Source organism: Bacillus sp. FSL K6-1560 (genome assembly GCF_038592935.1).
Taxonomy (GTDB): domain Bacteria; phylum Bacillota; class Bacilli; order Bacillales; family Bacillaceae; genus Bacillus; species Bacillus subtilis.
This window is the reverse complement of sequence record NZ_CP151946.1, coordinates 3,149,265-3,174,047: the sequence shown is the minus strand read 5'-3', so window position 1 is coordinate 3,174,047 and position 24,783 is coordinate 3,149,265. Positions and strand designations below refer to the sequence as shown.

21 protein-coding genes and 2 pseudogenes are annotated in these 24,783 nt (G+C 44.7%); 12 read left to right on the top strand and 11 right to left on the bottom strand.

All coding sequences use genetic code 11. The features are described from left to right. Positions 1-93: 93 nt before the first annotated feature. Both bmrC and bmrD read left to right on the top strand, forming a co-directional pair. On the top strand, positions 94-1,851 hold the full coding sequence (gene bmrC, locus NYE22_RS16975) for a multidrug ABC transporter ATP-binding protein BmrC (RefSeq protein ID WP_342411997.1): 1,758 nt from the start codon (positions 94-96) through the stop codon (positions 1,849-1,851). Then, positions 1,848-3,869 (top strand): annotated as a pseudogene (gene bmrD / locus NYE22_RS16970) (multidrug resistance ABC transporter ATP-binding protein/permease BmrD). The gene bmrC and the pseudogene bmrD overlap by 4 nt, the downstream one beginning before the upstream one ends. 48 nt (positions 3,870-3,917) lie before the next feature. Here bmrD and NYE22_RS16965 read toward each other — a convergent pair. The 6 genes and pseudogenes from NYE22_RS16965 to spaC form a co-directional block, all read right to left on the bottom strand. Then, positions 3,918-4,537 (bottom strand): annotated as a pseudogene (locus NYE22_RS16965) (SDR family oxidoreductase). 38 nt (positions 4,538-4,575) lie between these two features. Continuing rightward, entirely contained in the window at positions 4,576-4,701 is a 126-nt protein-coding gene (locus NYE22_RS16960) for a hypothetical protein (RefSeq protein WP_003245136.1), read from the bottom strand. Between the two features lie 104 nt (positions 4,702-4,805). Beyond that, the gene (gene sspB / locus NYE22_RS16955) at positions 4,806-5,009 is read right to left on the bottom strand and encodes a beta type acid-soluble spore protein SspB (protein WP_003233287.1); all 204 of its coding nucleotides are present in this window, start codon (positions 5,007-5,009) and stop codon (positions 4,806-4,808) included. Between the two features lie 209 nt (positions 5,010-5,218). After that, positions 5,219-5,437, bottom strand: a complete 219-nt coding sequence (locus tag NYE22_RS16950) for a YheE family protein (RefSeq protein WP_342411996.1) — start codon at positions 5,435-5,437, stop codon at positions 5,219-5,221. A 149-nt stretch (positions 5,438-5,586) separates the two neighbouring features. Further along, positions 5,587-6,948, bottom strand: a complete 1,362-nt coding sequence (gene yheD / locus NYE22_RS16945) for a spore coat associated protein YheD (RefSeq protein ID WP_021479651.1) — start codon at positions 6,946-6,948, stop codon at positions 5,587-5,589. Beyond that, complete coding sequence (gene spaC / locus NYE22_RS16940) at positions 6,938-8,029, bottom strand: spore coat associated protein SpaC (RefSeq protein ID WP_070548756.1); 1,092 nt, start codon at positions 8,027-8,029, stop codon at positions 6,938-6,940. The genes yheD and spaC overlap by 11 nt, the downstream gene beginning before the upstream one ends. Before the next feature lie 266 nt (positions 8,030-8,295). Here spaC and NYE22_RS16935 point away from each other — a divergent pair, with 266 nt between their 5' ends. Together NYE22_RS16935 and NYE22_RS16930 are read left to right on the top strand one after the other, a co-directional pair. After that, a complete protein-coding gene (locus tag NYE22_RS16935; RefSeq protein ID WP_021479649.1) occupies positions 8,296-9,429 on the top strand; it encodes a DUF445 domain-containing protein in 1,134 nt (377 codons plus the stop codon). Positions 9,430-9,521: 92 nt separating this feature from the next. Beyond that, positions 9,522-9,875 carry a YlbF family regulator gene (locus NYE22_RS16930; RefSeq protein WP_003224239.1) on the top strand — a complete coding sequence of 118 codons (354 nt, stop codon included), beginning with the start codon at positions 9,522-9,524 and terminating at the stop codon, positions 9,873-9,875. 43 nt (positions 9,876-9,918) lie between these two features. Here the strand turns inward: NYE22_RS16930 and NYE22_RS16925 are convergent, their stop codons facing one another. Next, positions 9,919-10,992 (bottom strand): DNA alkylation repair protein, encoded by a 1,074-nt coding sequence (locus NYE22_RS16925; protein WP_161985883.1) that lies wholly within the window; start codon positions 10,990-10,992, stop codon positions 9,919-9,921. Between the two features lie 485 nt (positions 10,993-11,477). On the opposite strand from NYE22_RS16925, the gene NYE22_RS16920 reads away from it, so the two are divergent. Beyond that, positions 11,478-12,344 carry a Cof-type HAD-IIB family hydrolase gene (locus NYE22_RS16920; RefSeq protein ID WP_003233277.1) on the top strand — a complete coding sequence of 289 codons (867 nt, stop codon included), beginning with the start codon at positions 11,478-11,480 and terminating at the stop codon, positions 12,342-12,344. A 111-nt stretch (positions 12,345-12,455) separates the two neighbouring features. Continuing rightward, positions 12,456-13,961, top strand: a complete 1,506-nt coding sequence (locus NYE22_RS16915; protein ID WP_014479327.1) for a coproporphyrinogen III oxidase — start codon at positions 12,456-12,458, stop codon at positions 13,959-13,961. Positions 13,962-13,978: 17 nt separating this feature from the next. Here NYE22_RS16915 and khtU read toward each other — a convergent pair whose 3' ends face one another. The 3 genes from khtU to khtS form a co-directional block, all read right to left on the bottom strand. Further along, positions 13,979-15,196 carry a K(+)/H(+) antiporter subunit KhtU gene (khtU, locus tag NYE22_RS16910; protein WP_003233272.1) on the bottom strand — a complete coding sequence of 406 codons (1,218 nt, stop codon included), beginning with the start codon at positions 15,194-15,196 and terminating at the stop codon, positions 13,979-13,981. A 6-nt stretch (positions 15,197-15,202) separates the two neighbouring features. After that, the gene (khtT, locus tag NYE22_RS16905; protein WP_003233269.1) at positions 15,203-15,700 is read right to left on the bottom strand and encodes a K(+)/H(+) antiporter subunit KhtT; all 498 of its coding nucleotides are present in this window, start codon (positions 15,698-15,700) and stop codon (positions 15,203-15,205) included. Between the two features lie 63 nt (positions 15,701-15,763). Next, positions 15,764-16,102 carry a K(+)/H(+) antiporter modulator KhtS gene (khtS, locus tag NYE22_RS16900; protein ID WP_080286178.1) on the bottom strand — a complete coding sequence of 113 codons (339 nt, stop codon included), beginning with the start codon at positions 16,100-16,102 and terminating at the stop codon, positions 15,764-15,766. Between the two features lie 165 nt (positions 16,103-16,267). Here khtS and NYE22_RS16895 point away from each other — a divergent pair, with 165 nt between their 5' ends. Further along, positions 16,268-17,035, top strand: a complete 768-nt coding sequence (locus NYE22_RS16895; protein WP_342411995.1) for an enoyl-CoA hydratase — start codon at positions 16,268-16,270, stop codon at positions 17,033-17,035. Between the two features lie 20 nt (positions 17,036-17,055). On the opposite strand, the gene NYE22_RS16890 is transcribed toward NYE22_RS16895, so the two are convergent. Beyond that, positions 17,056-17,241 carry a YhzD family protein gene (locus tag NYE22_RS16890; RefSeq protein WP_069964086.1) on the bottom strand — a complete coding sequence of 62 codons (186 nt, stop codon included), beginning with the start codon at positions 17,239-17,241 and terminating at the stop codon, positions 17,056-17,058. 126 nt (positions 17,242-17,367) lie between these two features. Between NYE22_RS16890 and NYE22_RS16885 the strand changes: the two genes are divergently transcribed. The 5 genes from NYE22_RS16885 to yhaM all read left to right on the top strand — a co-directional run bounded on the left by NYE22_RS16885 (position 17,368) and on the right by yhaM (position 24,763). Continuing rightward, a complete protein-coding gene (locus NYE22_RS16885; protein WP_342411994.1) occupies positions 17,368-18,264 on the top strand; it encodes an ABC transporter ATP-binding protein in 897 nt (298 codons plus the stop codon). Next, positions 18,257-19,516 carry an ABC transporter permease gene (locus NYE22_RS16880; RefSeq protein WP_153256651.1) on the top strand — a complete coding sequence of 420 codons (1,260 nt, stop codon included), beginning with the start codon at positions 18,257-18,259 and terminating at the stop codon, positions 19,514-19,516. The genes NYE22_RS16885 and NYE22_RS16880 overlap by 8 nt, the downstream gene beginning before the upstream one ends. A gap of 106 nt (positions 19,517-19,622) precedes the next feature. Further along, positions 19,623-20,849 (top strand): exonuclease SbcCD subunit D, encoded by a 1,227-nt coding sequence (locus NYE22_RS16875; RefSeq protein WP_014479332.1) that lies wholly within the window; start codon positions 19,623-19,625, stop codon positions 20,847-20,849. 4 nt (positions 20,850-20,853) lie between these two features. Beyond that, positions 20,854-23,745, top strand: a complete 2,892-nt coding sequence (gene sbcE, locus NYE22_RS16870) for a DNA repair/recombination ATPase SbcE (protein WP_080351450.1) — start codon at positions 20,854-20,856, stop codon at positions 23,743-23,745. A 73-nt stretch (positions 23,746-23,818) separates the two neighbouring features. After that, positions 23,819-24,763 (top strand): 3'-5' exoribonuclease YhaM, encoded by a 945-nt coding sequence (gene yhaM, locus NYE22_RS16865; protein WP_003245698.1) that lies wholly within the window; start codon positions 23,819-23,821, stop codon positions 24,761-24,763. The last annotated feature ends 20 nt before the right edge of the window (positions 24,764-24,783 follow it).

The following is a 24,783-nucleotide window of genomic DNA, read 5'->3' as shown; positions in this document are numbered from 1 at the left end:
GACCAATACAGAGGCGAGGGCTGTTCGTGCCAAGTTGGATGAAAAAAGCTGCAAGGAAAAAATAGAAGGCGGCTGATGAGGAGATGGGGATAGATGTTTTCAGTTTTGAAAAAGCTTGGCTGGTTTTTTAAGGCGTACTGGCTGCGCTATACGATTGCGATTGTCCTTTTATTAGCAGTCAATGTCATTGAAATGTTTCCGCCTAAGCTCTTGGGGAACGCCATAGATGTTATGAAAGCAGGGGCATTTACTGCGGAAGGGCTGCTGTTTTATATCGGTATCTTTTTTGTGCTGACGGCGGCCGTGTATATCATGTCTTATTTTTGGATGCATCAGCTGTTTGGCGGAGCGAATCTGATGGAGAAAATTCTTCGTACGAAGCTGATGGGGCATTTGCTGACTATGTCGCCGCCGTTTTATGAAAAAAACCGAACAGGCGATTTAATGGCACGAGGGACAAATGATCTTCAGGCCGTCAGTTTAACCACAGGGTTTGGCATCTTGACGTTAGTTGATTCTACGATGTTTATGATGACGATCTTTTTGACAATGGGGTTTTTGATCAGCTGGAAGCTGACCTTTGCCGCCATTATCCCGCTTCCAGTCATGGCGATTGCAATCAGTCTATATGGAAGTAAAATTCATGAGCGGTTTACTGAGGCCCAAAACGCGTTCGGGGCGCTGAATGACAGAGTGCTGGAATCTGTTTCAGGCGTGCGGGTGATTCGCGCGTATGTTCAGGAAACAAACGATGTTCGCCGGTTTAATGAAATGACCGCTGATGTTTATCAGAAAAATATGAAAGTGGCTTTTATTGATTCACTGTTTGAGCCGACGGTGAAACTGCTTGTCGGCGCAAGCTATCTGATTGGGCTCGGCTACGGAGCGTTTCTTGTATTCCGGAACGAGCTGACGCTTGGAGAGTTAGTGTCCTTTAACGTTTATCTCGGCATGATGATTTGGCCGATGTTTGCAATCGGTGAACTCATTAACGTGATGCAGCGCGGCAATGCGTCATTAGACCGGGTAAATGAAACTCTTTCTTATGAAACGGATGTGACAGATCCAAAACAGCCCGCTGATCTTAAAGAGCCTGGAGATATCGTTTTCAGTCATGTCAGCTTTACATATCCAAGCTCAACAAGTGACAATCTTCAGGATATTTCATTTACGGTGCGAAAAGGGCAGACTGTCGGGATTGCAGGTAAAACCGGGAGCGGAAAAACGACAATTATTAAGCAGCTTTTGCGCCAGTATCCTCCAGGTGAAGGGAGCATTACATTTTCAGGTGTACCGATTCAGCAAATCCCTCTTGACCGTCTCCGCGGATGGATCGGATATGTGCCTCAGGATCATTTACTGTTTTCACGGACTGTAAAAGAAAATATTTTATACGGAAAACAGGATGCAACTGATAAAGAGGTTCAGCAAGCCATTGCCGAAGCACATTTTGAAAAAGATTTGCACATGCTTCCGTCCGGTCTGGAGACAATGGTCGGTGAAAAAGGCGTGGCACTGTCAGGCGGGCAGAAACAAAGAATTTCGATTGCGAGAGCACTCATGGCGAATCCGGAAATCTTGATTCTGGATGATTCACTATCCGCTGTAGATGCCAAAACAGAGGCTGCAATTATCAAGAACATCAGAGAAAACCGCAAAGGAAAAACGACATTTATTTTGACACACCGATTATCCGCGGTAGAGCACGCTGACCTGATCCTTGTGATGGACGGCGGCGTCATTGCTGAGAGAGGCACGCATCAAGAACTGCTGGCCAATAATGGGTGGTATCGGGAACAATATGAAAGACAGCAGCTGTTCACTGCGGAAGAAGGGGGAGCAGGGGCATGAAAATAGGAAAAACGTTATGGAGATACGCACTTCTTTATCGAAAATTGCTGATCACAGCCGTCCTTTTGCTAGCTGTCGCCGTCGGTGCAGAACTGACTGGGCCCTTTATTGGCAAAAAAATGATAGACGACCATATCCTCGGCATTGAGAAAACATGGTATGAAGCTGCGGAAAAAGATAAAAATGCCGTTCAGTTTCACGGCGTCTCATATGTCAGAGAGGACCGGTTGCAGGAGCCTGTTTCAAAAGCAAAAGAAGCGCATATTTATCAAGTGGGAATGGCGTTCTATTTTGTTGATCAGGCTGTCAGCTTCGACGGGAATAGAACGGTTTCTGACGGGAAGCTGACGATCACAAACGGAGACAAGAGCCGGGCATATGCTGCCGAAAAGCTGACTAAGCAGGAACTTTTCCAGTTCTATCAGCCGGAAATAAAGGGAATGGTGTTTCTGATCTGCCTGTATGGGGGCTTGCTTGTGTTTTCGGTATTCTTTCAATACGGACAGCATTATCTGCTGCAGATGAGCGCCAATCGGATTATTCAAAAGATGAGGCAGGACGTGTTTTCGCACATACAGAGTATGCCGATTCGCTATTTTGACAACCTTCCGGCCGGAAAAGTCGTTGCGAGGATTACCAATGATACGGAGGCTATCAGGGATTTATATGTCACAGTGCTTTCAACATTTGTGACAAGCGGAATCTATATGTTCGGGATATTCACGGCTTTGTTTCTGCTTGATGTGAAGCTTGCGTTTGTATGTCTGGCAATTGTGCCGATTATCTGGCTGTGGTCTGTCATATACCGGAGATATGCGTCATATTACAACCAAAAAATCCGCTCGATCAACAGTGACATTAACGCAAAAATGAATGAGTCAATTCAAGGCATGACCATTATTCAGGCTTTCCGCCATCAAAAGGAAACAATGAGAGAATTTGAGGAATTAAATGAATCACATTTTTATTTCCAAAACAGGATGCTGAATTTAAACTCCTTAATGTCCCATAATTTGGTCAATGTCATCCGCAATCTTGCGTTCGTCTGTCTGATCTGGCATTTTGGCGGTGCGAGCCTGAATGCGGCCGGGATTGTTTCTATCGGTGTGCTGTAAGCGTTTGTCGATTATTTGAACCGGTTATTTCAGCCGATCACAGGCATCGTCAATCAGTTTTCAAAGCTGGAGCTTGCAAGGGTCTCCGCCGGGCGTGTTTTTGAACTGCTTGAAGAAAAGAATACGGAAGAAGCGGGTGAACCGGCGAAGGAGCGCGCGCTGGGGCGGGTTGAATTTCGTGATGTGTCATTTGCGTATCAAGAAGGTGAAGAGGTATTAAAGCATATTTCCTATACTGCGCAAAAAGGCGAAACCGTAGCGCTCGTCGGCCATACCGGATCAGGAAAAAGCTCGATTTTGAATCTGCTGTTTCGTTTTTATGATGCGCAAAAAGGTGATGTCTTAATTGATGGAAAAAGCATTTACAACATGTCAAGACAGGAACTCAGATCCCATATGGGCATTGTGCTTCAGGACCCGTACTTATTCTCGGGTACAATCGGATCTAACGTAAGCCTGGATGACGAAAGAATGACTGAAGAAGAAATAAAAAATGCACTGCGGCAAGTCGGTGCTGAGCCTCTTCTTAAGAAGCTTCCTAAAGGCATTAATGAGCCCGTGATTGAAAAAGGCAGCACGCTATCCTCTGGAGAGCGGCAGTTAATTTCTTTCGCTAGAGCTTTGGCGTTTGATCCCGCGATCTTGATTTTAGATGAGGCAACGGCGCATATTGATACAGAGACAGAGGCCGTGATCCAGAAGGCGCTTGATGTCGTCAAACAAGGACGCACCACCTTCGTCATCGCTCACCGGCTTTCCACAATCAGAAATGCTGATCAGATTTTGGTTCTTGATAAAGGAGAAATTGTTGAGAGAGGGAACCACGAGGAACTGATGGCATTAGAAGGCCAATATTATCAAATGTATGAACTGCAAAAGGGACAGAAACATTCCATTGCATAACGCTCAAAAACCCAAAACAATCGTGTTTTGGGTTTTTGGTTTATGTAGTCAATAAGCCAGTCCGACACGGTATCCGACATACTCACCTGTAACGAGCTCACGATATAAAAAGTCCGCAGTATCGCCGACCGAAATGCTTGTGCCGCCCTCAGGCAAAACGTTACGCTCCGTACGATAAACGCCGGTTGCTGTTCCGTCCGGGAGGTAAGTGGGGCAGATGATTGTCCAGTCTAATGATGATTCTTTAAGCATTTCGTATACTTTTGCATGCTCCTTGGCTGCGCGGGTCTGCTTTCGTTTCGATTCATTTGTTTCAAACCGGTATTTTCCCGGTTCATATCGGGAATCTAGGATCCCTGCGGTGCCGATCGTAATAAGCCGTTTGATATGCTGTTCCTCCATAGCGGAAAGAATGTGTGCCATAGCAGTTGACAAGGTATCATCACCATCTGTGCCTAGACAGCTGATCACGATTTCAGCATTCTCCATTATTTTTTTCACATCTTCTAAGCGGCGGGCGTTCCCCATGATGGTTCTGTCTTTTGAAAGGGGAAGACAGCATGTTGAGATCTGATCAGAGCGAAAATATCAAATCTTTCATCTGCTGCAGCTTGTGTTAAAAAGGCTTGTCCGACGCGGCCGCTGGCTCCTAATAAAGCGATTTTCATCAAAAAACCTCCTCGCCTTTCATTATAAAAGGATGTTCTCAGTTTGAACAGCGCGGGAAAGAATACCTGTACAAATAAACAGAACGATGGGAAACATATTCATGAATCATGGATACACTTACGAATTGAACCAGCTCCCAATTCACAATGGTGATGAATGACACCCCGATTCCCTCCCTTTTTTTCTAGGATATGTGGAGCAGGAAAAAAGGGTGACAAAATAAAGAGAGCGCGGAAACCGCGCCCTCTATAGCCATATATTGAATTGTTATTGAACTCTGCCGCCCATTTGCTGCTGAGCGAAAGATACTAAACGTTTTGTGATTTCTCCTCCGACAGAACCGTTAGCGCGAGAAGTTGTGTCCGCTCCAAGGTTAACGCCGAATTCAGAAGCGATTTCAAGTTTCATTTGATCGATAGCCTGAGCTGCGCCAGGAACTAGTAAGTCATTTGAAGAGTTTTGGTTAGCCATGTGTAAAATCTCCTTTTTATTTAGTATGGTTGGGTTAACTGGAGTTGCACCAATCTGTGAACCCTTCTCGGGTGTCACTGCCGCCTCGGCGTAACCCAATGCTTTGCCGGCTTGTTACTACGTATTATGTTAAAATGGCCGGAAACTCATGCGGAGAATTGTGTGGTAAATCTTGAGAAAGCAAAAAAAGCTTAGCCGTTTAGGCTAAGCTAGTCATAAATATGAAAAAGCATCAGTTCATGTATCTCGTTTGTAAGAGCAGGCTCGTCAGCGCGGGTGGGAAACAAGTCTCCCCATTCAATCTCACCGCTCTTATGATAGATGCCTTCATAATGGGTCCCTTTATAATAAAATGAAATTTTCCATCCGGGCAGCTTTTCTTTTGGGAACAAAGGTTTCCAGCTGAAATGAGAAATCATTACGGCCACGCTCCTTACATTTGGTATCAATTGACCTAAATAAAAACGGCTTATGTTCATTGTATCATTGTTTCAGAACATCATTGAAGAGGCCTTAATATGCAGATTGTCCCAGATTTGGATAAAGATAAGCCCGCTTTATTAAAAAAGCGGACAGGTTACGAAGGCCACAATGCTTCAGGAGATGTGATTGCCTTCTCAGATAAATATGACGCGTATTCAAAGCTTCTTCGTTTTGTAAGAGAATCAACATGATGCAAATTTGGATGAGAAAAAATGCTTCGGCCTGGGCGCGAATTCGCTTCAAACATCCATACTTTACCGTTCTGATCAATGCCAAAATCGAAACCAATCTCCCCGATAAACCCCTCGATATGATCATGAAGGACATGGCTTGCCGTCAGTGCCGCTGCAGAAAGCTTTTTTATGACCTCAACTCTTTCAGCGGGATCATCGTATACTTCCGCAAGTGTCTTTACAGTGCCGCCGTTAGAAAGATGTGTTGTAATGCTGTTCTTTCCGGAAATTTTTACGGCGATTGCTGTCACTGTCCATTTTCCTTTTCTGTTTTTATTGGTATGGACACGGAAATCCGCTGGTTTGCCTTGAAATTCGATGAGATCAACACCTTGCTGAATGAGAAAGTCGGACGTGTTGTGCTGTTTTTGAAATTCTGCAAGGAATGAGGCGGCATCGGAATAATCAATCGAAGTAAATGTTTTGGCGTCATTCGTATGCTTTACCGTCAGGCCGCCATCTGTTCTTTTCAGCTGATAAATGCCGGTGCCGAGTGCTCCATTTGCCGGTTTGATATAGACTTTTTTGTATGCGCCACAGAGCTCATCTATCAGCTCCACAGACGGTGTCAGCTCGGATCTAGGCAAAAAGGGTGCCGTTCTCGGATCTTTTTCGAGCAATTGATGAACGTTCCATTTATTGAAAAACGTTTTATTAAACCATGGGATCTGATATTCATCGATCAGCCTCTTTTTTGTATGTTGCAAGAGAAGTGAATCTTCAATTTTTCGGTTCGGCAAACGGTCATAAACGACGTTCGGCAATGGAACAATTTTTTTCTCCCAGCCGTTTTCCCTGTAAAGGAGGCCTTCAATTGTGCCTTCCTCCCAATTGATTTGGTGCGCGCCAAAAACGAAGCAGTAGCCTCCGGCTTGCTCGTGTAACGTGACAAGTTTAGAAAAAAAGAGGGAACGATCCTTAAATGGACGTTCAAGAGATACAGTAAACCCTGCCGTAAAGATGCCGACTAACGGCCCGATATGCACTGTATGATCATGAATCAGTATATCAGCCCTGCTTCGGTGGGGGAGCAAAAGCTCATGAAACAGATTTTCAGAGAGCAGCACGGTTTGTTCCAGATGCCGTCTGTAAGCAACGTGGCATCTGACAACCTTCGTTCCGAATGCGGCATGCAAAAGTCCGTCTCGCTTCAGCGAAGAGGGCAGAAACAGGGTGTTTTCACTGGTTTTGTCTATGCCGATCAAAAACCGTTTAGGATTCACGCGGAAGAACTCCTTTCTGGCTTTGCTCAGAAAACAGATATTGGCAGCGCTTTAGGGGACAAGTGTACAGATGTTCTTTTTGCTCGGGAGAGACACGCAGGATTGACTTCCTGCCTGGTTTGGAATTGATATCTAAAATCCAAATTCTCCCGTCCTTAGCAAGACATATATCAAGACCGAGTTCAAACAACGGCCCGTAGCGCTCGTCAAGATAATACGGAACCGATTGGGTAATCGAAAACACATCATCTAGTAAAACCACTTGCTGTTTTTTCGGTATATCTTCAAACCAGGAGTCAAATGTCAGCGCATCAGATCCGCCTGACAAATTGGCCAGCAGCCCGTGTTTGTATCCGCGTCTTACTGCCTTTCCGACTGTATTCCATTCACCTGCTTCGTTTTTTTCCATAAACAGACGAATATCACAAGGGTATTGTTCCTTATCTTGAATGTTTAAGTAAGGCTGAAGCAAATATTGATGCTGAAGCACTTTTTTGCACCATGTTTTAAAAGAAGTCTGGTTGGAAAACGTTTTTGTCTGCTTATCCTTTCCGATGTGATAAGTAGCAGTGATGTTTTTCTTGCCCAGCTTCAAAAGAATCACGCCTCTGCCTCCCGCGCCGAATGCCGGTTTAAGGATGCAGGCTTTTTCTTTGGATAAAAAGGATTGAATTTGTTCGTAGCGGTTCACCTTTATCGTTTCGGGAATATAGGGATTGATTACAGAGTGCTGCTGCAAATCGTGAAGGACGGTCCACTTATCAGGAAGACCCCGCCCGATAAATTCCGTTTTCGGATATTTTTTGAGCCACTCAACGATTGGTTTTGCTTTTTGGGAATGTGAATCCTTGCCGTAAAAACAGCGATCATAAATATAATCTGGAATCGCCATTTCAGTTTCGTTCCATGTGCTGCTGGCCGAATGATAGACCGATGCTTTGACACGCAAAGTGTCAGGTAAAATATCAAATGGTGTAAACCGGATGAAACGTATGCCGAATTCGGGTGCTCTTTTGGCCAGTTCTGCGGAATAATCCGCTTCATGCTGGCGGGATAAGGACATAAAACCGAGTGTTATCATGGTGAGACTCCCCCTTTTATTCAAAAGCTGCCGGCGGGTGTCCGCAGCTTTACACTAAATACATGTAAGACGAACGCAGCTGACGGTATTCTACTTTACAGAATACGATTCTTCACCTTGCCCTATTCCAAAAGAACAAGCTGATTTTCTAAGAACAGGAATTTGTCTCCTCGTTTGCTAAGTGATTGCATGAGCCTCTATAATACGTATAGGTACATAATCTATATGAAAAAAGCTGAAGCACAGATGGAGGAAGATGAATAGGAATGGGTATTGCAGGAACCTTTATTTTTATGATCGTGATCGGCGCTGCCATTGGAGCGGTGACCAATCATTTAGCAATTCAAATGCTGTTTAGGCCGTATAAAGCGTACTATTTGTTTGGGAAGCGAGTTCCTTTTACGCCCGGGCTGATTCCAAGACGGCGAGATGAGCTTGCAAAACAAATGGGACTGATGGTAGTCAATCATCTCTTAACCCCTGAAGGCATTAAAAAGCGGCTCGTCTCTGATGCAGCCAAAACGCAGGCTCTTCGAGTGGGGGAACAGCTGATTCAAAAGCTGTCACTTTCTGAAGTGACAGTAAAAGAAGCTCTTGAAAAAGCTGGGATGAAGCGCCCCGAAAAAGCTGCTGATGCATGGATCAGCAGCTGGACCGATGATAAGTTGAATGAGCTTTTCCGCCAATACGGGGACCAATCGTTAAAAGAGCTGGTGCCTATAGAGGTGCAGGAAAAGCTTGAGGAAAAAATTCCGATGATTTCAGGATATATATTGTCACGGAGTGTCCGTTATTTTGAAAGTGATGAAGGAAAAATCCGTCTTGGCAATATGATTGATGACTTTTTAAAAGAGCGCGGCATGCTTGGAAGCATGGTGCAAATGTTTCTTGGCAATTCAAGCCTTGCGGATCGCGTGCTGCCGGAGCTGCTGAAATTCTTGCGGAATGAGGAAACAAATAAATTGCTTTCTGATCTCTTAAAAAACGAATGGGGCAAGCTGAGGGAGTATACGTTTAATGAAGCAGACGAAAAATGGAATGCAAAGGCGCTCATTTTCAGTTTGAAACGAAGAATGCTGCAAGCATTTTCGACTGCCCCTTTCTTCAACAATACGATTGGCACGCTTACCGTCCGCTATGAATCTGAGCTGACCCAGCAAATGCTGCCGGCACTGTTAGACAAATTGCTTGAAGGGATTTCGTCCAACCTTGAAAGTGTCTTAAAACGGTTGCGTCTTGAGGAAATCGTCAAGGAGCAGGTGGATCAGTTCCCGGTGGAGCGTCTTGAAGAAATGGTGCTGTCCATTTCAAAAAAAGAATTTAAAATGATTACCTATTTGGGGGGGCTTCTCGGCGGAATTATAGGCGCGATTCAAGCACTGTTTGTCATCCTTTTTTAAGAAGAAATGGGTTTTGATTAATGAAAGGATCTCCATAGTCTGTTATAGTGGAGTGGTATGTCAAACGGCAATGATGAAAGGAGCTATTTACAATGGCTGTTAATTTTTATGATGTAGCGTATGATCTGGAAAATGCATTACGCGGGAGCGAAGAGTTCACCCGTTTAAAAAACCTTTACGACGAAGTTAACGCAGATGAATCAGCGAAGCGCATGTTCGAAAACTTCCGTGATGTACAGCTTAGACTCCAGCAAAAACAAATGGCAGGAGAAGAGATTACACAAGAAGAAGTGACGCAGGCTCAAAAAACAGTTGCGCTTGTACAGCAACACGAAAAAATTTCTCAGCTGATGGAAGCGGAGCAGCGCATGAGCATGCTGATTGGTGAATTGAACAAAATCATTATGAAGCCTTTGGAAGAGCTTTACGGCAGTGTTGAAGGCTAATAAGCAAAATCCCTTCTTGGATAAGAAGGGATTTTTTATTCATTCAGCAAACTTGGAAATCCAATGAATCTTTTACCTCTCCATTGATGATGACTGATAATGTATGAATTCCTTTGTAATGCTTTCTGGTGGTTAAATCCTTAAAGGATTGGATTCTTGTGTATGATTTCGTTTCGTTTTTTCGTAAATTTGTTTCTGTTATTTTAAATACTTTCTGATGACGCTGGCCTCTTGCTTTTACAAAATCAATTGCGTACTCAATTCTTACTTTTTGATCCCTGTCTGAATGAATATAGAAAGAAAATTCTAGGCTTTCGCCAATAACTATACGTTTGGGCTGGCATGTTAAATCATGTAGTTGTATCGAATCAGCATTTTCATAACCAAAAAGCGCTAAGGCCTGTTTATCACCCTTTTTTAATAAGGTCCGATAGGCGTGTTTGATAATCCAGTCTGTATGGGGATATGTTCCGTACCATTGATCTGCGACTTTACTCAGTAAATGAGGATGCGTTTTTGATATATCATTAAGGTTGTTGGCCACGCTTTTCCTTACATATAAGGACTCGTCCTGCATCAGCTTCTCAAGGATCGGCAATACGGGGGAAGGGTCCGATTTCAAAGCTGGTATCGATTTTCCCCATGGCAGGCGGGGCCTGCTGCCTTCGCTCGCAAGTCTTCTCACGTGTTCATTTTTATGCTCAGACCATGCAAGCAATTGGGCAATCATCTTTTCTTGATCTAACAGCAAAAAAGGCCTTACAGCAAATTCTGAGGTCGAATATTGCGTAAAGTATTCCAATGCCTTTATTGATTCTTCCCAATGCGCTAACCCGTACTGTTCCACATAATCTGGAAATAAAATTCCGCTGAGTCCTTTAAAATGAGGGGCTGTATCCCGTAAAATTGTGAGCGCTTCAACGTATTGTTTTGGCAAAGTTTCGTATAAAGAAACTGTCACGCGGCGCATCCGCTCTTTTAAAGTGAGTTCAGGCCAGTCCTCCAGCCGTAATGTATCCAAGAATCTGTTTTTGTTAAAATCAGGATAGGATGACCTTACATGATGGATCAACTGAGATATCAGTTCTTCATTATATATTTCTTTTAAATCAGCCATATAAACACCGCTTTTTCGTTTATTATTTATATTGTATGGGAATGTACGTTCTGGATCAAGTGTATAGTCCTAAAAATTAACAACTGATCCTACCACGGATATACAAAAGTTGGTTACTTTTTTTAGTTAAAAAAACCCTTGTCATCGGAAAGGAAAACTGAGATAATAACATTGAAAGCGCCTACACTTACCTATTTCAAATGGATACGGTCGCATATCATGCCGTTATATAGAGGGGATAAGCAACAGAGAGTAAGTGTTCGGAGCGCATCATTGGTCAAACAAGGGGTTCCTGATACATGATTTTTCGTAAATCGAAATAACGATATTAGGGAGAATGGCTGCTTCGATCGTATCCTATCAACAAGCCATACATAAAGTCTGCTGAGCCAGGCTTTTTTTGCTTTAAGAAAAGGTTGTTCTAAACACAGAGACAGGGTCATATCCTATACACAAGTACAGTCATCAAGGAGGGGGACATCTCTGTGTCAAAACAATTGCTTGCCTTAAATATAGATGGAGCGCTGCTTCGGTCGAACGGGAAGATTCATCAGGCAACGAAAGACGCGATTGAATATGTAAAGAAAAAAGGGATTTACGTCACACTTGTGACCAACCGTCATTTTCGCTCAGCACAGAAAATAGCGAAATCGCTAAAGCTTGATGCCAAGCTGATCACCCATAGCGGGGCATATATCGCTGAGAAAATTGACGCCCCGTTTTTTGAAAAAAGAATTTCTGATGATCATACCTTTAACATTGTTCAAGTGCTGGAGAGCTATCAATGTAATATTCGGCTTCTTCACGAAAAGTATTCCATCGGAAACAAGAAAAAGGTGAATTCGAATTTATTGGGGAAAGCACTCATTCATCCGTCTGACCCGATCTTTTATCCAGTCCAGTTCGTTGAATCATTAAGCGATCTCCTCATGGATGAGCCGGTGAGTGCACCCGTCATCGAGGTGTACACGGAGCACGACATTCAGCATGACATTACAGAAACGATTACAAAAGCCTTCCCTGCGGTGGACGTGATTCGCGTAAACGATGAGAAGCTGAATATCGTCCCGAAAGGTGTCTCGAAGGAAGCGGGTTTGGCCCTCGTCGCTTCAGAGCTGGGCCTGAGTATGGATGATGTCGTGGCCATTGGGCATCAGTATGACGATCTGCCGATGATCGAACTTGCCGGTCTTGGGGTAGCGATGGGGAATGCCGTTCCGGAAATTAAGAGAAAGGCAGATTGGGTTACAAGGTCCAATGACGAGCAAGGTGTCGCTTATATGATGAAGGAATATTTCCGAATGCAGCAGCGAAAAGGATTTCTTGATAAGTTCCACATGAAACGTGTGTAAAAAAGCCGCTCGCGCCCTGACAGGTGCGGCGGCTTTTTTGCCGGATTGATTTTAGCAGTTTATTTCTGTACACTAAAGAAAGTTTTGAATCTGATAAATTAGGTGATGAAGTTGCAAATTAAAATAGAAGGCATACATGATGACCGCCTGCATCGGCCTCTGCAAAATATTGCAAATTTGTTTTATGAAGAGTGCGAGCTTGCGTATGGCGGAGAGGAGCCCGCAGATTTTGTCATTTCTTTAGCGTTGTCACAAACGGATGAGCATGTGACGGTTTCGGGAGAAGTGAAGGGTACTGGCATAAAGGAACAGCATACAAAATTCTTTTCTCCCGGCATGAATGAAAAAGAAGCTTTTAAGCAAGTGAAAAACACAATTTCTTATGTGTATCTCAATCTTCTTCAGGCGCATACGGGCATTACGCAGAAGTGGGGAATCCTCACAGGAATCCGGCCCACAAAGCTGCTTCATAAAAAACTGCAAAGCGGAATGTCCAAGGAGCAAGCGCATGCTGAGTTGAAAAAAGACTATTTAATTCATGATGAAAAAATCATGCTAATGCAGGAAATTGTTGATCGTCAGCTGGCGGCAGTGCCGGATTTGTACCGAGTAAAGGATGAAGTCAGCATTTATATCGGCATTCCGTTCTGCCCGACAAAATGCGCGTATTGCACATTCCCTGCGTATGCCATCCAGGGACAGGCAGGCAGAGTCGGCTCATTCCTATGGGGACTGCATTACGAAATGCAGAAGATCGGTGAATGGCTGAAGGAGCATGATGTTAAGGTTACAACCATTTACTTTGGCGGCGGGACGCCGACAAGCATTACAGCGGAGGAGATGGATCTGCTGTATGAAGAAATGGTCCGCTCCTTCCCGGATGTGAAAAACATTCGTGAGATTACGGTGGAGGCCGGTCGTCCTGATACGATTACAGAAGAAAAACTCGCCGTTTTAAACAAATATGACATTGATCGGATCAGCATCAATCCGCAATCCTATGAAAACGAAACGCTAAAGGCGATCGGGCGGCACCATACGGTTGAAGAGACCATTGAGAAATATCATCTGTCACGCCAGCACGGCATGAATAATATTAACATGGACTTGATTATTGGTTTGCCTGGGGAAGGCGTGAAGGAGTTCAGGCACAGTCTTTCAGAAACAGAAAAACTGATGCCGGAATCCCTTACCGTTCATACTCTTTCATTTAAACGGGCGTCAGAAATGACGAGAAACAAGCATAAGTACAAAGTTGCCGGCAGGGAAGAGGTTTCTCAAATGATGGAAGACGCGGTAGCCTGGACGAAAGAGCATGGGTACGTGCCTTATTATTTATACCGCCAGAAAAACATTCTTGGAAACCTTGAAAACGTCGGATACTCTTTGCCGGGACAAGAAAGCATCTACAACATTATGATTATGGAAGAGGTCCAGACGATTATTGGCATCGGCTGCGGTGCTGCTAGTAAATTTATTGATCGGGATACAGGGAAAATTACGCATTTTGCGAATCCGAAAGATCCGAAATCGTACAATGAGCGCTTCGAGCACTACACGGACGAAAAAATCAAATATTTAGAGCAGATTTTTGAAAAAACGACAAAGCAGCACTGATTACAGTGCTGCTTTTTTTATCCCTGTTTTTTTGCGGGCTGAACCTCAGGCTTCCATTTAAATACCTTGTTCAGCAAGCGGTAAATTCGTTTTGATTCCTTTGTGACAAGCGGTCCCAAAATCGCCAGAATGAGGACATATAATGCGGCAAACGGCTTTAATGTGGCTGACAGTCCGCCGGCTATTCCGAGATTCGCAACGATAATCGAAAATTCTCCCCGCGATACGATCGTCAGCCCGATATTCGATGAAGCCTTATGAGAAAGCCCTGCGCGTCGTCCTGCCACCATTCCGGCGATAAAATTTCCCAGAATGGTCAAAATCACTGCCCCCAACGCAAGCCAAACCGCTTCACCAAGCGAAAACGGATCGATACTGAGGCCGAAGCTGAAAAAGAACATCGCACCGAAGAAGTCGCGAAACGGAACAACGAGGTGTTCAATCCTATCGGAATGCTCTGTTTCTGAAAAGACCAAACCGAGCAGCAGCGCGCCGATTGCTTCTGCTACATGAATCGTCTCGGAAAACCCGGCGATAAAAAAGAGTGCTGCGAAAATGACGATAATAAACACTTCGTTTGAGCGAATGTCCAACAGTTTGTTCAACAGCGGCGGGAGTTTTCTTGCTGCGATAAAAAACAGCAGCATATAACCGAAGGCGATCAAAATGGACAAGAGTGCACTCCCTACGGATGTCGCATCACCTAGTATAAGGCCGGAAACAACGGACAGATATACGGCAAGGAAAATATCTTCAAACATGATGATGCCGAGAATCAATTCGGTTTCCGGGTTGGCGGTCCTTTTTAAATCAACGAGCACTTTTGCGACAATCGCACTTGACGAGATTGTGATGACTCCTGCGAGGATGAGGACTTCCAGAAAGGAAAATCCGGTGATAAACCCGTAAAGCAGTCCGAGGCTGAAGTTAATCAAAATATAAATCGTCCCGCCGACCGCGATTGATTTTCCTGATTTGATTAACTTCCCGACAGAGAATTCGAGTCCGAGATAGAAGAGGAGGAACAGTACGCCCATTCGCCCGAAAAACTCGATGATTTCACTGCTTTGAATAAATGTTAGATCAATAATCCCCATTTTCGGCGCGTGCGGTCCAACAAGCATTCCCAGCACAATCAGAAACGGAATAATCGAAAATTTAATTTTATTGGCGATCACACTGGCGATTGCTACAAGGACAAGTGCAGTTCCGACTTCAAATACAAGATGGTCCATCGGGGCTCACACGCCCTCTCCAGAAAGAAAATCGTGAATCAGTTTCTTCAGATGCTTTCTCTCACCTGAGAGGACAAGGGTGTCATTTTCTTCAATAATCGAATCGGCTCCGGGATTTAGGAGTTTTTCCTGGTTGTGTTTGATAATGGCAATCACAGTGACATCGTAATTCTGGCGAACATCAAGCTCTCCGAGTGTGCGCCCAATCGATTTGGCGCCTTTTTCGACCTTAAACCATTCAATAATAAGATCGCTGAAGGCCATTTCGATGGACTCCAGAGCTTGCGGTTTATAGACCATGCCCCCGAGAATAGCTGCAATTTGCCTTGCTTCAGAATCATCCAATGAAATATTTGAAAGAAGCTCATCCGGGTCCCGGTCATTAAACCGGTAAATTTCCCTTCTTCCGTCATCATGAATGATAATCGTCATTTTTTCGTGGCTTCTTGTTTCGATTTCAAACTTTTTGCCGATGCCCGGCAGATCGTTTTCTTTAATATTCAATGAAAATCCCTCCGAATGTAGTGTTGGCAGTATGGGGTGAGTTACAAATAAAACTTGAGCAAATTATATTCGGAGGTAATTAGACTGGTATTTGACAGGGACGGCCCAAGCCTTTTCCAGCCTGTTTATCAGCGGTTCGTCAAGTGGTTTGACAGAGAGCTGCCTGACAGACTGTGCCAGCGGGCTGTACTCTTTGATCAGCTCAGCCGGGTGCATGCTGCCCGGCGACGGCGTTTTTGCCGATTGTGTTTCCTGCGGATATGAAGTCATAGGCACATAGCTGTCAGTGCTTGCTTCAAACTGGGAAGGCAGAACCACGTCCGAAGGGGGAAAGTACACCATAAATAAACTTAACAGAAAACTGATCAGCAATTTATCCATGTTCCTTTCCTCCCTTCTCATCAAGATATCCCTTCTTTTTCACTATATAAAACTTTATGTTTCCATTCAAACAATATGCATTTTTCAGTATCTATTGACCTTGAAAAATAAAAAGGTTTATTTGAGGATGGCGGGGAATGTATAGGAGAAAGAAAAAAAGTAAGCGCATACATGGAGGTGCTTTATATGGAGTTTGTTCAATATGCATGTAATGGGGCTGTTGCAGAGATTATCCTGAATCGGCCTGATGCCCATCACGCCCTGAATGAACAGATGCTGTCTGAATTGAAGGAGGCAGTCGAAATGGCGGCTGCAAGCGAGGCGCTCATCGTTCTCCTGAGAGGAAGCGGGAAAGGCTTTTCGGCCGGCGGTGATATCAGGATGATGACGTCAGAGCATGACTCTGATCAATTTAAACGGCTGATGGATACGATTGAGGCTGTCACCCTGAATTTATATCAGATGAATAAAGTGACAATTGCAGCCATTCATGGCGCTGCTGCGGGACTGGGCCTGAGTTTGGCGCTTTGTGCGGACATTGTGCTCGCTGAAAAAAACGCCGTCCTCGCGATGAATTTTATCGGCATTGGGCTTGTTCCGGACGGCGGAGGACATTATTTGCTGAAGAAAAGAATCGGTGAAGCAAAAGGGAAAAAACTGATTTGGAGCGGAAAAAAACTATCTGCCTCAGAAGCTGCCGATATGGGGCTTCTTGATGGGACATTTGCCGGAGATCCTGCCGAAGGCGCAAGACCCATTATCGAAACCCTGTTGGCCTCCCCTCTTTTGGCGATGATCGAAACGAAAGCTATTTTTCAAAGCCTCCAGATTGAAGAACTGAAAAAAGTGCTATCCCTTGAGCGCAGCGCCCAAGAGAGAATGAGAAGGACCAAGGATCACCAAGAAGGAATCCGTGCCTTTTTAGAAAAACGGGAGCCGAAGTTTCAAGCGTAACAGATCAGCCGGAAAGCTGATCATCTGTGAAACAAAATCAGCTTTCCGGCTGCATTGACTAAACGATGAGAATGACTATGAAGCTCTTTTTCTTTTAAGAGGGCTTCACCATGCGTTTTTGCCGCTTCTTCATGTTCTGCCTCGAATCGCTCGTTTACCAGCGTGTTCCCCGAAGGATCAAATACGGTAAGGAAATAATCAGCCATCAGGTTTCTCCTCCATTTTAAGGTTTATCAGTCTTTCTTCATTTATATTCTAAAAAGGAAATCAAAATCCTTTATTATGCTTTATCCAAAATTAGTATATAATGGGTCAGGGAAGGAGGAGATTCAGTGCTTACAATTGATCACGTAACGAAGACATTTGGAGATTATAAAGCCGTTGACGGATTGGACTTAGATATTCCGGAACAGCAAATGTTCGGTCTGTTAGGCGCAAACGGAGCGGGAAAAACGACGACGTTTCGCATGATCCTAGGATTATTAAGCATTACGGAGGGCTCAATCAGCTGGAAGGGCCGACCTGTGAATTATCATATCAGCAACAAAATCGGTTATTTGCCGGAAGAGCGGGGCCTTTATCCGAAAATGAAGGTAAAGGATCAGCTTGTCTATCTCGCCAGATTAAAAGGGATGGAGAAGCGGGAGGCTGTAAAAGAGCTCGGGACATGGCTTGAACGCTTCAATATTACAGATTACGAGAATAAGAAGGTGGAAGAGCTTTCAAAGGGGAATCAGCAAAAAATCCAATTCATTTCGGCAGTTTTGCATAAGCCGGAGCTGCTTATTCTTGATGAACCTTTCAGCGGCCTGGACCCTGTCAATGTTGAGCTGCTAAAAGAGGCTGTGATCTCGCTGAAAAACAGCGGCGTTTCTATTTTATTTTCAAGCCATCGGATGGAACATGTGGAGGAGCTTTGTGAGAACCTTTGCATATTGCAGAAAGGAAAACCGGTTGTACAAGGCAAGCTGAAGGAGATCAAGCGTTCTTTCGGTAAAAAGAATGTTACCATTCACTCCGATGACGATCTGCGCTTTTTGCAGTCCCATGAAGGCATTCTTCAATGGAAGGAAATGGCAGACGGCGTCAAGCTGCAGATTGCCAATGAAGACATTTCTCAAGAGATTTTTGCTATGCTCCAAGGAAAAGGGTTTATCAGAAAGTTTGAGCTTGAAGAGCCGTCACTGCATGATATTTTTATAGAAAAGGTGGGGGCCGTCTATGAATAAATTTTGGATCATGCTTTCTCATACATACAAAAATAAGATTATGGCAAAATCCTTTATTATTTCGACTGTCATCACGGTGCTGCTTGTTTTAGTTGTAACGAATCTGGAGTCGATCATTTCTTTGTTTCAAGGTGACGATGCGAAAGAAAAAATCGCCGTTGTTGATGAAACAAACGAATTATATCCGGTTTTTTCTAAGCAGCTGAAAGCGGTGGATACTGACGGCGATCTTGATGTGAAGCTGTCGAAGCAATCGGAGGATGAGGTCACAAAGCAAGTCAAAGATGAATCACTCGATGGCATGCTCATCATCAAACGAGATGAAAAAGGGACCATTTCAGGAATATATAAAGCGTTAACGATTTCTGATGAAAGCACGTATCAAACACTGCAGCAGGCGCTGACGCAAACCAAAACAGCTGTCGGAACAGCGGAGCTCGGCGTGTCGCAGGAAACGATTAGCAGCCTTTATGCGCCCGTTACTGTGGGGCAGAAGGCGCTGAAAGAAGGGGCAAAGTCTGAGGAAGAGCTTGGCCAGACGGTAGGGCTTGTTTACATTATGCTGTTCGTCATTTATTTTTCGGTGATTATGTATGCCAGCATGATAGCGATGGAGGTCGCTACAGAAAAATCTTCGCGAGTTATGGAAATCCTGATCTCAAGTATGCCGCCGATCCAGCAAATGTTTGCAAAGCTGCTTGGTATTGGGCTTGTCGGGATCACACAGCTTGCTATTATTATAGGAGCCGGCTCTCTGTCGCTTAAGCTGAACCAAAAGAGCGAAACGGCTTCATCTGTCGGCGGATTCCTTAATTTGACCGACGTATCTGCAACCACTGTCATCTATGCTGTCATTTTCTTTTTGCTCGGATACTTTTTGTACGCGACACTTGCCGCGTTTCTTGGCAGTGTCGTCAGCAGAATAGAGGACGTGCAGCAAACGATCACGCCGATGACGCTTTTGGTTGTCGCCGGTTTTATGATCGCGATGTTCGGTTTGAATGCGCCTGACGCAGGATTTATTACGGTAACTTCGTTTATTCCGTTCTTTACGCCAATGATTATGTTCCTGCGCGTCGGCATGCTTGATATTCCGTTCTGGCAGGCTGCTGTCGGAATCGGAATCACACTGCTCACCATTGTCATACTGGCCGTTATCGGCGCCAGAATTTATAAAGGCGGTGTATTAATTTACGGCAATTCAAGCGCGTTCAAAGCGATCAAACAAGCGCTTCGTTTAGCGAAAAACTGATTGGAAAACAGCCTGGGGATTCTCAGGCTGTTTCTTTATTGACAGAACGTGCATTCGCAAGAATTCGGTGCTAAAATAAGGGTACTTCATCCTGGGAAGGAGCAGAATGTTGACTGATCTAACCTTTATTCATGCGGCAGATCTTCATCTTGACAGCCCGTTTTACGGGATATCGCATCTGCCGGAGCCGATTTTTGCCCGGATTAAAGAAAGCACGTTTGCAAGCGTGAGACATATGATAGACGCCGCAGTGAGAGAGCACGTTGATTTCATTTTGCTGGCGGGAGATCTATTTGATGAAGCCAATCGAAGCTTAAAGGCTCAGCTCTTTTTGAAAAAACAGTTTGAAAGACTCAGAGAGTGCGGGATTTCGGTATACGTCATCTTTGGGAATCACGATCATCTTGGCGGGGAGTGGACGCCGATTGAATGGCCTGAGAATGTCCATATTTTTTCGTCCGCTGTTCCAGAAGAAAAATCGTTTTTTAAAGAAGGCAGGCGCATAGCAAGCATTTACGGTTTCAGCTATCAAGCAAGAGCAGTGACGGAAAACCAAGCCGCCCGCTATCGGAGATCAACTGACGCACCGTTTCATATCGGCATGCTCCACGGCACGCTGTCAGGATCTGAAGGACACGATCCGTATTGCCCGTTTACACATGACGACCTCGTGAAAAGCGGGATGGATTATTGGGCGCTTGGCCATATACATAAACGCCAGGTTCTATCTGCCGAGCATCCGGCAGTCATTTACCCGGGAAACACGCAAGCACGCCATATAAAGGAGACGGGAGATAAAGGTTATTATCTCGTTCATGTGACAAACGGAGATATATCTTATGAATTTCAGAGAGCGCATGATGTCCTGTGGGAAAAAGCGGCGGTTGATGTGACGGAGGCAAAGAATATGACAGCCCTCTTCCAAATGGTGGAGGACACGTTTTCGAAGCTGCGGAAAAAGGGGAGCCCTGTTTGTGTAAGGCTTGTTTTACAAGGGACGGCGCCGGAATGGCTGCTGGAGGCGCCAAAAGGCACCTTGGATGAGTTTCTTGAAGCTCTTCAGGAACAAGAAGCGGAAGAGGAACATTTCGTTTGGCCTCTTAGATTGGACGATGAGACAGAAAACGAAGCAAACCTAACAAACCTTGATCCTTTTTTTGGCGGTTTATTTGAAGACATTGATCGCAGCGATCTGTCAGACGTGCTGGAAGGGCTTGAGCGGCATCCAGTGTATAGAAGGCACGCGGACCGGTTTAGCCAAGAGGAGGTAAAGGAAATAAAAGAGCAGGCACAGATATTATTGAAAAGACAGCTTAAGGTGCTTGATACATGAGGCGGTGACAGCTTTGCGAATTATATCTTTACATATCTACCAATACGGAAAATTTTCCAATCGAACCTTTCACTTTTCCGCCTCTCCTGTCCAAGTCATCTACGGATTAAATGAGGCAGGAAAAACGACGATGATGTCATTCATTGAAAGCATGCTGTTCGGTTTTCCGAAAACGAAAAAATATGAACCGAAAACAGGCGGTGTCTACGGCGGTGTTCTTGAAGCTGAACATCCTGAGTATGGGGTGCTGAAGATCGAACGGACGAAAGGGACTGCCGAAAAACTAAGCGTGTACACAGAAAAGGGCGAAGTAAAGCAGGGAGATGTTTTAAAGCAGCTGTTCCAGGGCACAGACAGGTCGTTGTACAAAGCCATATATTCGTTCGACGTATTCGGGCTGCAGGAAATTCACGCCTTTAATCGGGACAAGATAGGGGAATTTTTGCTCTTTTCCAGCTTGTTTGGTGCTGAAGCCGTATCAAAGCTTGATTCAAGGCTGACGAAGGAAAGCGAAAGGCTCTATAAACCAAATGGGCGAAACCCTCAATTGAATCAGGAGCTGGAAACGCTTAAGCAGCTGGCAGTGAAGCTAAAACAGGCTGAAGCAGAGGAAGCGGGCTATCATCAGCTTCTCGGGGAAAAACGAATGCTTGAAGCCCGCCTTGCAGCCGCGGAAACCGAATTGAAAGAGACGGCGGGACATATCCGAATGATTGAGGGAGCGATTGAGCGAAAACCATTGCTAAATGAAAAAGCGACACTCGAACAGGTGATTGCAGAATTTCCGGAACATGTAGGACAATTTCCTGCTGACGGCCTGCATCAGCTGGAAAAATATGAATCCCATCTTCACCCGAAATCAGCACAGCTTGAGGCGCTTCGGGTGAAGATGGCGGAGTTGGACAAACAGAGGCAAAAGCTTATCCCCGATAAAGAACTATTGGCGAAAGAAACGCTGATACAAGAGCTTTCGGCAGCGTTTCATATGTACCAATCCTGGGGAGAACAACTGGCAGCCATTCAGGCACAGCTGCGCCAGACGTCTGCGCAGACAGCGGCAGGGCTGGAACAGCTCAATAAAACGGATGAAAATGAGCTCCTGAATATGAACACCTCATATGATTATGAATGGCAGCTTCAGCAAGCGGTGCAGCAATATGTACAGGCAAGAGACAGAAAACGGCAACTTGACGAGACATTTGAACTTGCCCGGCAAGAGCTGGAAGACACGGAAAAGGCCGTTCGTGCCGCTTCGTCCGCGATTCTTGAAGATAGCCAAAGAAAAGATAAAGAAGCTGCTCTTAGAGCATATGATGAAACACAGGGGCAGCACCAAGAGCAAGCGAAGCTCAGAGAACAGCTAACGTTTTTTGAAAGACAGCAGGCTAAACAGAAAAAGACTGTCATTGCAGCTGGTATGTTGTTCATCGTTCTCTTTTCTCTGCTGAGGCAATGGATTCCCGCCATAAGTTTCGGCGCTGCACTTATTGTGTATTGGCTTGTATCAGGAAAATCGTCTTCTCGAAACAGCCGAGAGACAAGACAGCCCATGACGGATATTTCACCAGCAGAAGCTGAAATGCTTAGAGAAGCGTTATGGGAGGATGACCGCAATAAGCAGCACCTTCTCACACAGCGTGCAGCGCTCCAGCAAAAAGAGGCGGCGTATGAAAGGGTCATCCAGCAGTTTGAACAGTGGGAAGCCGATATGGCCCCGTCCTTTACACAGGTCGAGCGTTTTATGAATGAGCTCGGATTTAAGGAAGATCCATCATTTTTGCTTGATGCATACAGCTTAATGAAGGATGTCAAAAAAGAAGTGAAAAAAAAGCATGAGCTGACCATTGAAGCAGGCAGGCTGAAAAAGCACCGGAGAACATTCGAAGAACGCGTCAGTATGCTTCTTCCCGTGAATCAGAGTCAGGATATCTCCATTTCGGACGCCCTTCACACATTGCGGAAAAACATTGAACGTGAAAAAGAAATCGAGAAGCAAAAAAAGGAAATTGAAACAGATATTCATTATACAAAGGAACAGATGCTTGAGCTTGAGCAAGAAATACAATATTTCCACGCACAGATCGAACAGTTATTTGCCGCGGCTGCTGCAAAAGACAGAGATGCGTTTTTTGCCATAGCCGACATCAGCAGGCAATTGAAGGATACGGAGAACAAGCTTCATCACGTAAACGCACAGCTTCAAGGCGGGTACCCGGAGGAACTTGAACTGGCGGATTCCAATACGCTTTCTGAATTGAAAGATAAGCAATTTGTTGAGAATGAAAGAAAAGAGCGGCTGACTGAGGAGATCGAGCAGCTCCGCAGCCAAATCGCACTGCTCTCAGTCAAACAGGAACAATTAGAGGCTTCGGGATTGGTCTCAGACCTCAAGCTTCAAACCGAAATGCAAAAAGAACGTGTAAAAGAAACGGCTAAAAAATGGGCCTCGATACAAATGGTCAAACAGGTGATCAGAAACAAATTGGAGCGGCATAAAAAAATCGAGCTTCCGCGCCTTCTGGAGACGGCAGGAGAATTCTTCCGCCCTCTGACTGACGGAAACTACCAAACCATTTATTTTTCCGAAACGGATGATTCGATCATGGTTATGCATCGCGATGGAACTGTCTATCATGCGGAAGAGCTGTCACAAGGGACGTGTGAACAGCTGTATACAGCGATCCGATTTGCTTTGGCCGTTACGCGCCAGGGTGGGTCAAAGCTTCCATTCCAGCTTGACGACAGTTTTGTTCATTTTGATCAGGAAAGGCTGAAACGTGTATTACAAGTTCTGTATGATTTATCTGAAGGCGGTAGGCAGATTTTATATTTTACATGCCATGAGCACGTAAAAGATGCATTTCATAGCAGCCAAATCATCCATTTGGTGTCATAAAAGAGGTTCTATAGCTGAAAATCGGTATGTGATATACTGGTATTATGTAAGATACGGAGGGAGCTTTAATAGAATGGCTAAAGGGATTATGCTACATGAGGTTGGCGAACAGGTGGACCAGTATCTATTGATTAAATCCTCGACGAAAGGGATTGCAAGCAATGGAAAACCGTTTCTGACGCTGATGCTGCAAGACCAGTCAGGCGATATTGAAGCGAAGCTGTGGGATGCCAAGCAAAGTGATGAAGTGACCTATGCGCCGCAGACGATTGTCAAGGTCGTCGGCGATGTTCATCATTATCGCGGACGCACCCAGCTGAAGCTTAGAAATATCAGACCGGTAAGCGAGCAAGAAAACGTCAATATTGATGATTTTTTAGAAACCGCGCCGATTCCGAAAAATGAAATGATGGATACCATCACTCAATATATATTTGAAATGAAAAATCCGAATATCCAGCGAATCACAAGGTTTTTGGTTAAAAAACACGAAGCTGAGTTTATGGATTATCCGGCGGCTACGAAAAACCACCATGAGTTTGTCTCAGGTTTGGCGTATCATGTTGTCTCTATGCTGAACCTGGCGAAAGCAATAGCAGATTTATATCCGTCTCTCGATCGTGATCTGCTTTACGCCGGTGTTATCCTGCATGATCTTGGAAAAGTGAAGGAGCTGTCCGGCCCTGTTTCCACTTCATATACGGTTGAAGGCAATTTGCTCGGCCATATTTCAATCATGGTGACAGAGCTTTCAAAAGCGGCTGAGGAGCTTCAAATCGATTCTGAAGAGGTGTTAATTCTTCAGCATTTGATTTTGAGTCATCACGGCAAAGCAGAATGGGGCAGCCCGAAACCGCCGATGGTGAAAGAAGCGGAAATTCTTCACTATATAGACAATCTGGATGCAAAAATGAATATGATGGACAGAGCGCTTGAACGCGTGAAGCCGGGCGAGTATACTGAACGTGTATTTGCACTGGAAAACCGTTCCTTTTATAAACCGACATTTCATAAATAACGTAAAAAGGACTGATGCTG

Coding starts and splice junctions, on each gene's coding strand:
- NYE22_RS16890 (WP_069964086.1), bottom strand. CDS start 17,241: ATGGCTGATTATTTCCTTACCGTATTTGATCCTTCGGGGAACACGCTG.
- NYE22_RS16895 (WP_342411995.1), top strand. CDS start 16,268: ATGGAGTTTGTTCAATATGCATGTAATGGGGCTGTTGCAGAGATTATC.
- yhaM (WP_003245698.1), top strand. CDS start 23,819: ATGGCTAAAGGGATTATGCTACATGAGGTTGGCGAACAGGTGGACCAG.
- spaC (WP_070548756.1), bottom strand. CDS start 8,029: ATGATAACACTCGGTTTTATGTCCTTATCCCGCCAGCATGAAGCGGAT.
- NYE22_RS16935 (WP_021479649.1), top strand. CDS start 8,296: ATGGGTATTGCAGGAACCTTTATTTTTATGATCGTGATCGGCGCTGCC.
- NYE22_RS16925 (WP_161985883.1), bottom strand. CDS start 10,992: ATGGCTGATTTAAAAGAAATATATAATGAAGAACTGATATCTCAGTTG.
- khtU (WP_003233272.1), bottom strand. CDS start 15,196: ATGGACCATCTTGTATTTGAAGTCGGAACTGCACTTGTCCTTGTAGCA.
- NYE22_RS16880 (WP_153256651.1), top strand. CDS start 18,257: ATGAATAAATTTTGGATCATGCTTTCTCATACATACAAAAATAAGATT.
- khtS (WP_080286178.1), bottom strand. CDS start 16,102: ATGAGAAGGGAGGAAAGGAACATGGATAAATTGCTGATCAGTTTTCTG.
- NYE22_RS16930 (WP_003224239.1), top strand. CDS start 9,522: ATGGCTGTTAATTTTTATGATGTAGCGTATGATCTGGAAAATGCATTA.
- bmrC (WP_342411997.1), top strand. CDS start 94: ATGTTTTCAGTTTTGAAAAAGCTTGGCTGGTTTTTTAAGGCGTACTGG.
- sspB (WP_003233287.1), bottom strand. CDS start 5,009: ATGGCTAACCAAAACTCTTCAAATGACTTACTAGTTCCTGGCGCAGCT.
- NYE22_RS16875 (WP_014479332.1), top strand. CDS start 19,623: ATGTTGACTGATCTAACCTTTATTCATGCGGCAGATCTTCATCTTGAC.